The sequence below is a fragment of the Guptibacillus sedimenti genome, assembly GCF_028610665.1.
Classification (GTDB): Bacteria; Bacillota; Bacilli; order Bacillales; family Guptibacillaceae; genus Guptibacillus; species Guptibacillus sedimenti.
Map to the genome: position 1 here is coordinate 251,533 of NZ_JAQQWV010000001.1, position 13,248 is coordinate 264,780.

A 13,248-nucleotide genomic window follows, 5' to 3' on the forward strand; every position below is an offset into this window, starting at 1 on the left:
TGTCATTTCGTTTTTCTAATTTAGTAACAATGTACTAGCATATGCCAAAAGTTGCTTTTTTACATGATTTTTCATTAATAATAAAATTTTAACAGGAAATCTATTCAAACTTAGCGAATTATAGCCGATATTGTTAAAAGATCTCTGTTCATGGGCTTTGATAAAACTAAGGGGGAAATTCATGCAACTTTCTACATGGAAGAAGACGCTTGTAGGTTCGGCATTTTTAACTGGGTTATTTTATGTGCAAACGGAGGATGTGGAAGCGTCTCTCGGTGACCAGGCTTTGCAAAAGGGTATGAACAGCCCCGATGTGAAAGAGTTACAAAATGTTCTTAAGGAAAAAGGTTATTTTACATATCATACGGCTACTGGCTACTTTGGCCCAATTACAGAGCAAGCGGTGAAAGATTTTCAAAAAGCAACTGGTTTAAAAATGACGGGAACGGTCTCAGGTGACACATTGAATGCGCTCAAAAGGAGTGCAACAAAATCAGCCCCGGCGAAATCTTCCTCAACGTTAACGGTAGGGGATCGTGGACAATCCGTTACTTCTATTCAATCGACGTTAAAGAGCAAAGGGTACTATAACTACAACGTTGATGGGATTTTTGGTCCAATTACAGAAAAAGCGGTGAAACAGTTTCAGAGTGCAAACGGATTAAGCGTCTCTGGAGTTGTCGATCAAGCGACTGAAAATGCCCTCAACGCTGCTGAAGCAAAACAAGAGGCGCCTTCCTCTACGGATGGTGTTTTAAAGACGGGTTCTCGTGGTTCAGAAGTAACGTCTGTGCAGCAACAGCTGAAAAACAAAGGTTTTTATAACTACAATGTTGATGGGATTTTTGGTCCGATTACAGAAAAAGCCGTAAAGAAATTTCAGAGTGCAAACGGATTATCACAAACAGGGGTTATAGACAGCCAAACGAAGACTAAGCTCTCAAGCTCATCTGTAGAAGAGAAAAAGGAGGAAGTTTCAGGGCTTAAGGTTGGCGCTCGTGGAAGTTCAGTTACCTCACTTCAGCAGAATTTAAAAGATCGCGGCTACTACAGTTACAACGTTGATGGAATTTTTGGGTCGATTACAGAAAAAGCCGTTAAAGAGTTTCAAAGTATCGTTGGTCTTCCTATCACAGGCGTAGCAAATGATGCGACTATTGATGCATTGAAAGCTCGTGGTGGCACGACACAAACGCCTGTCAGCGACCAGGTAACGAAAGGGGACATTCTGAAACTGGGCGTAAAAGGTGAGGGTGTAAAAGAGCTACAATCAAAGCTAACAGCGCTTGGATACTACAAAGGTTCAAAAGACGGTGATTTTGGACCAGCAACAGAGCAGGCTGTAAAGAACTTCCAATCACGCAACAAGCTTACAGTAGATGGTGTAGTTGGACCTGCAACATGGGAAAAGCTGAAGCAGGGAACGGCTTATTCCGGAAATGAGAGCAATAATAGCGGAAGCCAGTCTCAATCGTTTAATGTGATGAACTTAATTGCAGATGCTTCAGAATTTATTGGCGTGCCGTACACTTGGGGAGGAAATACGCCTCAATCTGGATTTGATTGCAGTGGGTTTCTTGTCTATGTCTTTAAGAATCAAGGCATCTCTTTACCTAGAACGATGGCGCAAATGTGGAATGTAACGGATTCGGTTAGTAGCCCTTCTGTTGGGGATATTGTCTATTTTACAACGTACAAGCCAGGCGCATCGCATGGCGGAATTTATATCGGAAATAACAAATTTATTCATGCAGGATCATCGACTGGCGTGACCATTAGCGATATGACGTCAAGCTACTGGGCACCGAGGTATTTAGGTGCGAAACGCGCGCATTAAGACACCATTTTTATGAGAAGATCACACAAAGAAGTGTCCGTCTTAGACGTGCACTTTTTTGTGCTGAAATGGATTCGTTTTGATAGGGAAAGGGAATAACAAAAGCAGATCTCTATAAAACAATCATTTCCATTTTTCTAAGTAGAAATAGTTACTTTATATTCATTGAAGCAAAATAGTTGACGGTGTATGATTAGCTTAGATGTAAACAATGTCTTTCTGTTAAAGAAAGTGAGCGGTCTTAAAGCAACGACATCAATAAATCTCTTCATTAAAAGAGTCACGAAAAAAAGAGCCCATCGCTTATGGTAGAAGCAAGTTAATGACGTGAAGAATAGGAAGGATTGGATTTGATGAGAAAAACGATTGGAGTGGCCACTTCGTTACTAGTAGCTACGAGTTTACTAGCGAGTCCATCAGCATTAGCCTTAAGCAGCAAGAAGGCTGACGCTGACGAAGTGAACATGATTCAAGAAAGAGAATTAAATGATACGTTTAATAGTGCCAACCAGACCTTAAAGTCAAACGATTTTGTCCAAGGAACGTTCGCAAAAAATGATAAGGACTTTTATAAAGTTGAATTAACTGGTGAAAAAGAAAATGATTTAACAATTTCAATCGGACAAGAAGATGGCAAAGCAACTGATATGGAACTGCATGCCAACGTCTATGATTCTGATGGAAATAAGGTGAAGCCTTATGAAATTGGAGAGGGGACTCACTTTCGATCTAGCTATCTATTAAAAGCTGGCACCTATTATATCGAAGCTTCCGACTTGAACAATGTGAACAATGGAAAGGTTTATGAATTAAATGCCGCAGTTGGTGAAATGGAGAAAGGGATTTACCGAATATCCGGCAGCGATCGTTATGAAACGGCAGCTAAAGTAGCCGTGCAAAATCGAGCGGGTGGTCCAGCGGAGAATGTGGTTCTTGTCTCGGGTGAAAATTTTCCTGATGCACTCTCAGGAGCACCGCTTGCTTATGAGCTAGATGCTGAAATGTTGTTAACTCAAAAGGATAAATTACCAGAAGTCACGAAAGATTCATTGAAATCCTTAAAGGCGAAGAAAGTTACGATCGTTGGAGGAGAAGGCGCGGTTTCAAATAAGGTAGTAAAATTCTTAGAAGACGAGCTTGGTCTGAAAGTGGATCGCATCTCCGGGAAAGACCGCTACGGGACGGCTGCCGCAGTTGCAGAAAAGCTATCTTCTGATCAAGTTGCCGTTGTGAATGGAAAAGGGTTCTCAGACGCGCTTTCAGTTGCCGCGTACGCTGCTCGCAGTCATATGCCGATTCTTTTAACGGAAACAAATGAGATTCCAGATGCTACAAAAAAAGCTCTAGAAAAGTATGACCGCAGTCTGGCTGTTGGTGGCAGTGGCGTGATTAGCGAGGATGTTTTTAATGAGCTTCCGGATTCAGAACGCCTTTCCGGCAAAGATCGTTATGGAACTTCTGCTGCTGTAGCTGAATATTTTGATTGGTCGCCTAGCATCATCCATCTTGCAAAAGGTTCGGGGTATGCGGATGCGTTAACAGGTTCCTTGCGGGCAGCTTACTTACAAACTCCTCTCCTGTTGACCCCGGAAACAGAGCTTTCTCCGGCTACCGTAAAGTTTCTTGATCAACAAGAGACCTATAAGTATATGATCCTTGGCGGAAAAGGCGCTGTCTCTGAGTCCGTAGAGCTTGAGCTTGTTACGAAATATTATTAAACAACCTGAGGCAATTCATAAGCCAAACTAACTGCGAGAAGTCCGTTATCGAGACGGGCTTTTTGTTTTGTTCCTAAACGATTCTATGAAAATGGTCGATAGACGTGGAACTGGTAAGTTAGCCCTAAGGTTTTCATTTCCTCAACTATTGTTAATCTAGTGTAAACTTTCTGTTACAATATGAAGAAACAGATGCAAAGAAGGAAGATATATGACGAAGTGGATGAAGATAGGTTTATGGGCGTTCGTTATGGTGATCGGCTGGACGTTTAAAAACGCCTATTTTGCTCACCAAATGATTGGCGAAGCCAATATTGGATTAATTTTATTAGGAGCGGCGGGGCTGACACTCTTTTTAACAAGTTTGCTTTTATTCTCAACAAAGAAAAGGGCAGCGCTTATTTCGCTTGGATTATATGGGGTACTTTCACTGCTACTCTACGGTGACGTTCTCTATGAACGGTATTATAGTAGTCTTCTATCACTAGAATTAGTAAATCAAGCTGGTCAAACAGCGGATGTTGGAGATTCGATTACCTCGTTAATGCGGTGGAACGATGTCTGGTTTGCTGTTGATGTCGTGCTGCTTGCTATAGTGGGACACTGGATGTACATGAAAAAAGCGCACTTCAAAAAGATCGCTGTGGGCTATTCATTTTTACTAGCTGGAATGGTGGTTCTAACGTGTGTTTCGATTTTTGCAATGGAAGAACAGTACAGTGATCAATACAAAGTTGCCGTGGCTGGAATCCTTCCAGCTCACCTCTATGACAGTACGATTTACTTTAATGAGGAAAAAATTGCACCGGCAATTGGGAAAGACAGCAGTGCGAAAGAATTAGAGAAAATCAATGCTTATTTTGCAGAGAAACAAAAAGCGAATCAAGCTTCGCCGTCATTTGGAATCGCCAAAAACAAAAACCTTGTAATCGTGCAAGGAGAATCGCTCAACGATTTTGTGATTGGGCTTGAAGTGAATGGCGAAGAGATTACGCCGAATTTAAATGAGCTCATTAAGAAAAGCCATTATTTTACTAACATTTACACCCAGATCGGAAAAGGCAATACGTCCGATGCGGAATTTATCGTCAATAATTCACTCTTCCCTGCAGAAAACGAGAGCGGCTATACGGCTTATGAAAACGGCGCTTTTCAATCGTTGCCCATTCTTCTAAAGGAAGAAGCGTATCAGACGAGCGTGGCTCATGGAAACGATCCTGAGTTTTGGAATCGGAAAGCCGCTTATCCAGCGCAGGGGTTTGAGGAATTCTATAGCGCTACTTCGCCTGATATCGATCCTACTGATCAATTAGGAATGGGAATTTCGGATGAAAGCATGTATGAGCAGCTAAGCAACATCTATGAAAAAGACGCTGAAAAGGGACCGTTCTACAACTTCTTTGTTACCCTTTCTCAGCACCGACCGTTTAAACTACCGGAGGAACAGCAGATGCTCCGCTTACCAGATAAATTTAACGGAACGCCTGTTGGTGATTATTTACAAAGCGCCTATTACGCGGATCAAGCGCTCGGAAATTTTATCGAGGATTTGAAACAAAAAGGGATTTGGGAAGAGACGTTGTTCGTTTACTACGGCGATCACTATGGGCTATTGGCTGATTCGGCAGATCAATTAGATGAGCTCGTTGATGTGACATTCGACCGCAAAGAGATGTTTAATGTCCCGCTCATTATTCATACACCTGGCCAGGAAGATGGGATTACGGAAGAGGTTATTGGTGGAATGGTTGATATCGCCCCAACCGTGACCTCACTACTTGGCATTGATCAGCCTCTTTATCAAGTAGGAGACAACCTGTTAACGAAAGAAAAAGGATTTGTTGGGTTTCGACACGGCTTCCCGACCGGTACGTTCTTTGGGGAGGACTTTTCCTTTAGCATGTCACCTACTGGAGAGTTTTCAAAAGGAACTTGTACAAATACCGAGACAGGTGAAAAAGTGGACATCGAGAAATGTCGCGAAGGTTACGAACAAATTAAGAAGCAGATTGACATGTCGGACCAACTTCTTGAAAATGATTTAATTGAAGTGTTGAGAGACGGCAAACAATAATGATGAAAAGCACCCAGCGGGTGCTTTTTTTGTCGAAAGAAACAAATAGCTCTTTTGGAAAAAATTATATATAATCCTCTTAGTGAAATAAGAGGGACGGTGAGGCCAGGATAGATTGGTGTGGATTTAAAGTGTGTTTAATAAAAAAAATGGGGGAACGAGACGATTGAAAAAAGCACTAGGAATTGCAACATCTTTCTTAATGGCTACGAGTTTACTAGCCAGTCCGGCTGTACAAGCAGCATCAAATGATCAGGTTGATTTATCGATTTTGCATAAGCGTTCGCAACACTTAGGGAATCAAAATGAAATCTCTATTCAAGGATACGATGAGTATGGCGGCTTCATGGAAGAGGAACCGAATAATACATTCGGCGAAGCAAATAAAATCAACGTCGATGACTATGTGGTCGGAACGTTTGATAAAGATGACAAAGACTATTATAAACTGGAGATCACTGGTGATGAGAAAGTTGATTTTTATGCCTCGATTTTCTCCGCAAGCGACGAAGAGACTGAGATGAAGCCGCGAGTAACTGTATATGATGCGGCGAAGCAAAAGCTCGTAGCGGATGAAGAGTGGGAGGATGAGTACGGCTCTGGTAACGGCTTTGTACTCGAACCCGGAACTTATTATATGGAAGCAACGGATCTTGCGAATCTCGATAACGGCGAGGAATATATCTTAAACGGCTTTGTTTACGAAGAAGAACCAATGATTGAGCGGATTTCTGGGAAAGACCGCTATTATACAGCAGCGGCGATCGCAGCTCGTCAGCAGTTTGGAGGTTCAGTTGAAAATGTCGTGCTCGCAACGGGTGAAGATTTTCCTGATGCCTTAGCAGCTGCACCATTAGCTTATTATTATAATGCGCCAATCCTCCTAACAGAGAAGAAAAAACTTTCAAAAGTGACAGAAGCTGCGCTTACCTTCCTACAAGTGGAGAATGTAACGATTGTTGGGGGTAAAGGTGCTGTCTCAACGAGTATCGAAAATTACTTAGAAGATGAATTGGATATCGAGGTAGATCGTGTGTCTGGAAAAGACCGCTATGAAACGGCTGCCGCGATCGCGAAAAAGCTACCGCCTTCTGATACAGCGGTTGTCGCTTACGGAAAGAACTTTCCAGACGCTTTATCCATTGCTCCTGTTGCGGCGCAATATATGATGCCAATCCTTCTAACTGATAAAGATCAGATGCCAGATGTGACGAAAAAAGCGCTAAAGAACGTTGATCATACTTTGGCGATCGGTGGGACTGGCGTGATTGGTTCAAAAGTCTATAACGCGCTGCCAGGGAAAGAGCGTATCTCAGGAAAAGATCGTTACGGAACAGGCATCGCCATAGCCGAACATTTTGACCTTGAAGCTCAGGCCGTAACTCTCGCAACGGGTACAGGGTTTGCGGATGCCCTAGCAGGATCCGTTCTTGCCGCTAATTACGGCGAGCCCCTGTTGCTTACACCTAAGAACAAACTTGATCCGAAAGTGAGAACGTATTTGCAGGACAACGAAACGTTCTACTTCACAATCTTTGGCGGAACCGGTGCCGTTGGAGAAGAAGTGGAGCAAGAGATTTGGGAAATGTTTGAGTGAGGTAGTGCGGTAGTGCGGTAGTGCGGTCAAATAGGGGTCAGGCTCGTGCCTGACCCCATTAAAAGACAAAATGACAAAAGTGTCCGTCTATGGCGGACACTTTTGTTTTAGTGTTTTGAATAACATTGTCCAATCGTTTGATCAATGGTCAAAGCACGATCATGTGGAGGTGCTTTATTCAATTGTATTGCTTAAATGTTACAGTAAGAGAGAACAACTGTCTTTTAGAGGGGTCAGACCCCTCTCTGACCCCTACCACAGTAAAGGAGTGAAGAACCCATCATGACTATAGCTGGAAAATCACTTGAACAGTGGAAGGCCGAGCATCCGCTGTTAGATGACATACTTCAATTAAAGGAAGTTTATTGGAGAAATCCACAAAAAGGAAAAATCACGCCAACAACGGATCTTTCGATGGCAGATATTCTGGACGCTGAAGCTCGGATGAAACGTTTTGCGCCATATTTTCACAAAGTGTTTCCAGAAACAAACGGCATCATTGAATCGCCTATTTTAGAAATCAGCAACATGAAAGCGAAGCTGGAGGAAGAAGAGCAGGTCAAAATTCAAGGAGATCTTCTTTTAAAGCGAGATGATATTCTCCCGATTGCCGGAAGCATTAAGGCGCGTGGCGGCATTTATGAAGTGATCAAACATGCTGAGAAACTAGCGCTCGGTCATGCGATTTTAACGAAGGACGACGATTATTCTATTCTAGCTGATAAAAAGTTCGCCGAGTTCTTCTCTGCTTTTTCAATTTCCGTAGGTTCAACAGGGAACCTAGGATTAAGTATTGGTATCATGTCGGCCAAACTCGGCTTTAACGTTACCGTTCATATGTCGAGTGACGCGAAGCAGTGGAAAAAAGACCTTTTACGTAAAAAGGGAGTTCAAGTTGTGGAGCATCAGGCAGACTATGGAGCGGCTGTAGAAGAAGGACGAAAGCAGTGTGAGAAGAAGCTAACGTGTTACTTCATTGATGACGAGAACTCGAAAGACCTTTTTCTCGGATATGCCGTAGCAGCGCTTCGCTTGAAAAAGCAGTTTAAGGAGCGAGGAATAAAAGTGAATGCTGAAAATCCGCTATACGTTTATTTACCATGCGGTGTAGGCGGAGGACCCGGTGGGATTGCGTTTGGCCTTCATCAAGTGTTCGGAGAGCACGTTCACTGTTACTTTGCGGAACCTACGCATTCACCGTCTATGCTGCTGGGCTTAATGACAGGATTGCATGATCAAGTTTCCGTGCAAGACTTTGGGATCGACAATAAGACAGCGGCAGATGGTCTCGCAGTCGGGAGACCATCTGGTTTTGTTGGGCGTGTCATTCAACCATTGCTTGAAGGTGTCTACACGGTGACAGATGAGCGAATGAAGGCAATGCTCAAATGGATCTATGAAACAGAAGCCATTAAGCTTGAGCCTTCTGCCCTTGCAGGAATGAGCGGGCCGCAAGCAGGAGAAGGAAAACGTGCTCGCGGTACGCATCTTGTGTGGGCGACGGGCGGGAGTCTCGTGCCGGATGAGGTGTGGGGTGAAGAGTGAGCAGCGATAGGGAAGGGGGTCAGGCTCGAGCCTGACCCCCTTCAAAGACAAATCGCCCAATAATAGCGATATCGTCCACGTATTGAGGACACTCCACCGATAGATTCACTTCTATTCATTTTGAAACAATTTCACCTCCTATTTCGTAACTATAGATAGATTGGTCATTATTGTAAATTCGGCTTTGCAGAGGGGGCGAGGAGTTGGAAGTGTTTTTGGAGTTTTTAGCGTTAGTGGGTGATTTGTTTTGGTGGGGCGATCCACCAGATGAGCAGCGAATTGAAGCAAATATTACGGCTCTGATGGCGTACAGTTGGTTTGTGGAGCTAGTCGAGAAACCTCAATACAACAAGTTAGTTCAGGAAAATACGTCTGTACGGTATGTGATTGGAAAAATGAAGATGAAAAAGATGAAACGATCACCGATGTATGAAGAGCGGAAAGAAAAAAAACTGAAAAAAGAAATTCAAAAACAGCTCATTGTAACCAAAGGAGGGTGACAAGTCGATTGAACTTTTACATTGCATCAAGTTTCCAAAACAAACAACACGTGCAAACACTAGCTACTGAACTGAAGCGTCATGGCTTCAAGCATACATACGATTGGACGAAAAATGAAAAAGCCGATACGTTTGATGAACTTGCTTCGATTGGAGAAGCAGAATTAGAGGCAGTTAAAAAAGCTGATATTCTTATTGTTCTGCTTCCAGGAGGAAAAGGGACCTATGTTGAACTTGGCATTGCGCTTGGTCGTGATCTCCCAGTTTACCTTTTCAATGAAGAAGGGTTTCACAACGCTAAAGAAGCAAGCTCCTTTTACTACACGAGTGGAGTAACGAGAGTAGAAGGCAACCAACAGAAACTTGTTCAAATCATTTTAGAAAAGCATTGCTTTTCTACTTAGTCTGTCCTTTTATTAGCAGGGCTGAATAAAAACAAGGAGGGGTTATCTTGATGAATAAGAAAATGACCGAAGAAGAAATGGAGCAGGAAATTCACCGGCTACACCATGTATTAGAAGAGCAAAGTGAAACTTTAAAAAAGTTTACGGGAAAAGGAATGTTCGAAAGAGTGAAAACGGATGGAAAAGGAACAGTTATTGTGGAATCGGATGATATACAGCAGAGAAAGATGTGGGGCATCGATGATGATGAGTAAGTAGGAAGCGATGAGGGGTCAGGCTCGAGCCTGACCCCTCATAAAGACAAAACCACCAAAAGTGTCCTTCACCAAAGGACACTTTTTCACATTAATTGTGAAGCATTCCTTCTGCAAAACCCTTACACAGTAAGGGATTGAGCACAGTGAGAGGGATAGGGGGGTCAGACCCGAGCCTGCCCCCCCCTATAAAGACAAGCACACCTTCAAACCGCTTCCGCTCTCATCCTCCGACCACGCAACTCCTGCACGACCTTCCAAATCACAAACGCCACAAGTCCAATCATCACAATACTAAGCGTGTACGTCAGCTGCAACGGTTTATCGTCTTTCACAAAGATGCCAAAGTAACCCCACAAAAACACGATCGGGTAGATTAAATCGTCGTTATAAAGACTAAAGTAGACGGCGAGTCCTGCGCCGATAATGAGCATAATAATGGTCCAAGTTAGCTCATTCATCCCAAAAATCAGCGATACGTTATTTACATCTGCCACAACGAATACATCCACGATCGTGGCGATCGATGTCCAGGCGAGGTAGAACGAGAATGGTACGCTGAAAAAGGAAGAGCGTTCAGCATTTTTAGTAATGATGGAGTAAAGGATGGACAGCGTAACCAAGGAACCGGCGATAAAGATGAGCGCCACTGAATCACTGACAAGTACGGCGGTTCCAGATAAAAGCATGCTGCTGGCAAAAAGGTAGGATATTTTTACGTACAGTGCTTGATCACACTCACTTGCCGTAAATTGGCGAACGAGTGAGATGAGTAGAAGCAAATAAATCAACAACCAGATTGAAAACGTGTAGCCGGAAGGGGCGATGAGCACATCGTTTCCGCCAGACATATCCCCTGAAAAAATAAGGGATGAGGCGATCAAATAGAAGTAAGCAACAATTGTAACGATTTTCATAGTCATAACCGGTTTCCTCCTTCATAGGTCTAGGTATTCGTATGCTACCCTGATTGAAGAAATCCTATGAAAAAAGGGACAGAGAATGGCGATATGCCTTCTCTGTCCCTGATTAACTTATTTTGAATCTGAAATTTTCCCAAGAAAAAATCCGTCTACTTCACTTAATTTCCCTCGCCACACGATCTTTCCCTGTGAAGGCGTTGGTTTGCTATCACCGAGGTAAACCTTTGTATTCTTTAAATGAATAAAATTGGTTTGCGAATCGCCGGTATTTTCTAGAGACTGTCCAGCATCCGCAAGTTTTTCACTTAACTTCTGAGCGACATCATTGCCGTTACCAATGGAATCGCTCAACGTATCAAAATACTCTTTTGCTGAAATCGTAGTTCCGGTGATGAGTGCACCATTTACATTTAACGTAATATCGAGCGCAAAATCATGTTTATTCGATGCGTGTGTAAAAAATTCAAGAATACTGTCTTTATTTGATTCAGAACCCATGTTCACTTCTCCTTTCAGTGCAAGTAATTAAGAAGATGTGTCGTCGTTACTAGAAAGTGTTGTTACTTTCTCTTTTTCACGGTTTTGCTCATCATTTTTATCATTCGCTTTTTTCGAACTGTTCGACTTTCGGGAAGTGCTTCGTTTCTTTTTGTTAGAGGACGATTTCGGTTCTTCCGATTCTTCCTCATCATCTTCTTCCTCGTCCTCGTCTTCACTATTTTCAGCATCTGCTTTCATCTGCTTATTTCCGGGAGATTGAGTTTCGTTTTCTTCCTCATCTTCACTTTCTTCCTCTTCCTCATCCTGGTCGTCTTTCTTATTTTCCGGTTTACGAGACGTTTTCTGTTTCTGCTTTTTTGAAGAAGGCTTGTTTTCTTCGTCGTCTTCCTCGTCTTCATCACTTTCTTGAGCTTTGTTTAACTTCTGATTCTCCGGCGTTTCATCTTCGTCCTCGTCCTCGCCTTCAACATCTTCTCCAAGCGCTCTCGTTAACCGATCAAGCTTTTCTTCGATCTGGCTAAGGCGGTTTTGAAGAGAATCATTTTCTTCTTTCAACGAGTTGTAGTCCTCGTTAGTAGAATCCTGCTGCTGATCAGGTTGAACCTGCTCTTCAGCTTCAATCGTTGGGGCTGCTTCATTGGAAGCGAGAGTCGTTTCATTCGTTTCATCGTTTTCTTCTGATTCTTCCTGCTTGTCCCGTTTAAAAAGGTTAGCGGTTGAAGTTCGAATCGAGCCTGCTGCTTGCTTTGACTTTTCTTTCGTCGCTCGTCCAAAATCTTTTCCTTTGTTTTTAAGCTTTTCTTGATCAATCTTGCCAACTAATTTTTTCCCGTTTTCTGGAGTGGCCAGGTAGCCAACTGTAGCACCAAGAATACTTCCTGTGACGGTTCTTGTAAGTGGTCCATTTAATCCGGACTTTTTCTTATCCGTTCCATTCTGCTGCTGATCTTGCGTTTGATTTTCAACTTTTGTGTTTTGTTCTGTCATGATAAATCCCTCCAATAGTTTATTTTTCATTTAGATTAAGCCTATTTTGGCTTAAGTTGTTTTCAAGTGCTTCCAATCGTTCTTGTAATTGCTTGTTTTCTTGTTCAAGTGCGGCTGTTTTGTTATCGGCGGCTTTCGAGCTAAGGTAGGGGTCATTTTCCCACCAGTCCATGCCAATTTCTTTTGCTTTATCAACGGATGCGACGATTAAGCGAATCTTAATCGTAAGAAGTTCGACATCAGCGATCCCGACCGTAATATCTCCGGCAATCACGACGCCTTTATCTAGCACTTTTTCTAACACATCGACAATCGTATTTGACTGCATCTGATGCTCAATAGCCATCTGAATGCCTCCTTTACCTGAAGCAAATTAAAGCAAGTTGCCAAGTGGGCCAAGATCGATGTTCAAATCTTCCGCATCAAGGCCAAATACATCCTTTAACTCTTCCATTTTTTCTTCTAAATTCATTAATGCAACGCCGAGGTTCTCAACCTGCTCATCGGTTAAGGTGCCGCCTTCAACACGTCTCATCGCATGTCTCTCGACAATCTGCCGTAGAAGTTCCACGACAGTAAGCACAAGCTGGGCGAGCCCTTGCTCGGCGTTATCAGGGTCAACGTTGATGCGACCACTCGTCGGGTTGTGCTGCATGATCCAAAGCCTCCCTATCTCGATCAAATTGTTCTGAATTTATGATTTTTCGTGTACCCTGCTTGTGTTGCACAAGCGTCTCTACAGATGAGATTAGTACGCGTAAGTCGAGGTAGACGAGGTCAACCCCAGCAATGGAAATGATTAAGTCTCCTTTAATCGCCACCCCTTTATCAAGAATGACGTCTAAAATATCGATAAGGGCAATGTCTTTATTTTCAATGGTTTCTCGTTCCGTCATGGCAATTCATCC

14 protein-coding genes are annotated in these 13,248 nt (G+C 43.0%); 8 read left to right on the forward strand and 6 right to left on the reverse strand.

The window, feature by feature from the left end; translation table 11 throughout:
- The first annotated feature begins 181 nt into the window (after positions 1 to 181).
- The 8 genes from PQ578_RS01270 (at position 182) to PQ578_RS01305 (ending at position 9,929) form a co-directional block, all read left to right on the forward strand.
- Complete coding sequence (locus tag PQ578_RS01270) at positions 182 to 1,837, forward strand: C40 family peptidase (protein WP_273831829.1); 1,656 nt, start codon at positions 182 to 184, stop codon at positions 1,835 to 1,837.
- 353 nt (positions 1,838 to 2,190) lie between these two features.
- Positions 2,191 to 3,555, forward strand: coding sequence for a cell wall-binding repeat-containing protein (locus PQ578_RS01275; RefSeq protein ID WP_273831830.1), 1,365 nt, complete (start codon positions 2,191 to 2,193; stop codon positions 3,553 to 3,555).
- 211 nt (positions 3,556 to 3,766) lie between these two features.
- Complete coding sequence (locus PQ578_RS01280) at positions 3,767 to 5,629, forward strand: LTA synthase family protein (RefSeq protein ID WP_273831831.1); 1,863 nt, start codon at positions 3,767 to 3,769, stop codon at positions 5,627 to 5,629.
- A gap of 166 nt (positions 5,630 to 5,795) precedes the next feature.
- A complete protein-coding gene (locus PQ578_RS01285; RefSeq protein WP_273831832.1) occupies positions 5,796 to 7,226 on the forward strand; it encodes a cell wall-binding repeat-containing protein in 1,431 nt (476 codons plus the stop codon).
- Positions 7,227 to 7,505: 279 nt separating this feature from the next.
- Positions 7,506 to 8,771, forward strand: coding sequence for a D-serine ammonia-lyase (gene dsdA, locus PQ578_RS01290; RefSeq protein WP_420541525.1), 1,266 nt, complete (start codon positions 7,506 to 7,508; stop codon positions 8,769 to 8,771).
- A 203-nt stretch (positions 8,772 to 8,974) separates the two neighbouring features.
- A complete protein-coding gene (locus PQ578_RS01295; protein WP_273831834.1) occupies positions 8,975 to 9,271 on the forward strand; it encodes a hypothetical protein in 297 nt (98 codons plus the stop codon).
- A gap of 8 nt (positions 9,272 to 9,279) precedes the next feature.
- The gene (locus PQ578_RS01300) at positions 9,280 to 9,675 is read left to right on the forward strand and encodes a nucleoside 2-deoxyribosyltransferase (RefSeq protein WP_273831835.1); all 396 of its coding nucleotides are present in this window, start codon (positions 9,280 to 9,282) and stop codon (positions 9,673 to 9,675) included.
- Between the two features lie 50 nt (positions 9,676 to 9,725).
- Positions 9,726 to 9,929: a hypothetical protein gene (locus tag PQ578_RS01305; protein WP_273831836.1), complete on the forward strand. Its 204-nt coding sequence runs from the start codon at positions 9,726 to 9,728 to the stop codon at positions 9,927 to 9,929.
- A gap of 206 nt (positions 9,930 to 10,135) precedes the next feature.
- Here PQ578_RS01305 and PQ578_RS01310 read toward each other — a convergent pair whose 3' ends face one another.
- The 6 genes from PQ578_RS01310 to PQ578_RS01335 all read right to left on the reverse strand — a co-directional run bounded on the left by PQ578_RS01310 (position 10,136) and on the right by PQ578_RS01335 (position 13,236).
- A complete protein-coding gene (locus PQ578_RS01310) occupies positions 10,136 to 10,852 on the reverse strand; it encodes a TspO-related membrane protein (RefSeq protein WP_273831837.1) in 717 nt (238 codons plus the stop codon).
- Between the two features lie 111 nt (positions 10,853 to 10,963).
- The gene (gene gvpU / locus PQ578_RS01315) at positions 10,964 to 11,350 is read right to left on the reverse strand and encodes a gas vesicle accessory protein GvpU (protein ID WP_273831838.1); all 387 of its coding nucleotides are present in this window, start codon (positions 11,348 to 11,350) and stop codon (positions 10,964 to 10,966) included.
- Positions 11,351 to 11,377: 27 nt separating this feature from the next.
- Positions 11,378 to 12,340, reverse strand: coding sequence for a YtxH domain-containing protein (gvpT, locus tag PQ578_RS01320; RefSeq protein ID WP_273831839.1), 963 nt, complete (start codon positions 12,338 to 12,340; stop codon positions 11,378 to 11,380).
- A 19-nt stretch (positions 12,341 to 12,359) separates the two neighbouring features.
- Positions 12,360 to 12,686: a gas vesicle protein gene (locus PQ578_RS01325; protein WP_224881616.1), complete on the reverse strand. Its 327-nt coding sequence runs from the start codon at positions 12,684 to 12,686 to the stop codon at positions 12,360 to 12,362.
- A gap of 27 nt (positions 12,687 to 12,713) precedes the next feature.
- Positions 12,714 to 12,995, reverse strand: a complete 282-nt coding sequence (locus tag PQ578_RS01330; protein ID WP_160918162.1) for a gas vesicle protein K — start codon at positions 12,993 to 12,995, stop codon at positions 12,714 to 12,716.
- The gene (locus PQ578_RS01335; protein ID WP_273831840.1) at positions 12,958 to 13,236 is read right to left on the reverse strand and encodes a gas vesicle protein; all 279 of its coding nucleotides are present in this window, start codon (positions 13,234 to 13,236) and stop codon (positions 12,958 to 12,960) included. Before PQ578_RS01335 ends, PQ578_RS01330 begins: the two co-directional genes overlap by 38 nt.
- Between the last annotated feature and the right edge of the window lie 12 nt (positions 13,237 to 13,248).

Excerpts from the sequence above, each read along its gene's own strand:
- PQ578_RS01270 (WP_273831829.1), top strand. The coding sequence starts at position 182 with ATGCAACTTTCTACATGGAAGAAGACGCTTGTAGGTTCGGCATTTTTA.
- PQ578_RS01275 (WP_273831830.1), top strand. The coding sequence starts at position 2,191 with ATGAGAAAAACGATTGGAGTGGCCACTTCGTTACTAGTAGCTACGAGT.
- PQ578_RS01280 (WP_273831831.1), top strand. The coding sequence starts at position 3,767 with ATGACGAAGTGGATGAAGATAGGTTTATGGGCGTTCGTTATGGTGATC.
- PQ578_RS01305 (WP_273831836.1), top strand. The coding sequence starts at position 9,726 with ATGAATAAGAAAATGACCGAAGAAGAAATGGAGCAGGAAATTCACCGG.
- PQ578_RS01310 (WP_273831837.1), bottom strand. The coding sequence starts at position 10,852 with ATGACTATGAAAATCGTTACAATTGTTGCTTACTTCTATTTGATCGCC.
- gvpU (WP_273831838.1), bottom strand. The coding sequence starts at position 11,350 with ATGGGTTCTGAATCAAATAAAGACAGTATTCTTGAATTTTTTACACAC.
- gvpT (WP_273831839.1), bottom strand. The coding sequence starts at position 12,340 with ATGACAGAACAAAACACAAAAGTTGAAAATCAAACGCAAGATCAGCAG.
- PQ578_RS01325 (WP_224881616.1), bottom strand. The coding sequence starts at position 12,686 with ATGGCTATTGAGCATCAGATGCAGTCAAATACGATTGTCGATGTGTTA.
- PQ578_RS01330 (WP_160918162.1), bottom strand. The coding sequence starts at position 12,995 with ATGCAGCACAACCCGACGAGTGGTCGCATCAACGTTGACCCTGATAAC.
- PQ578_RS01335 (WP_273831840.1), bottom strand. The coding sequence starts at position 13,236 with ATGACGGAACGAGAAACCATTGAAAATAAAGACATTGCCCTTATCGAT.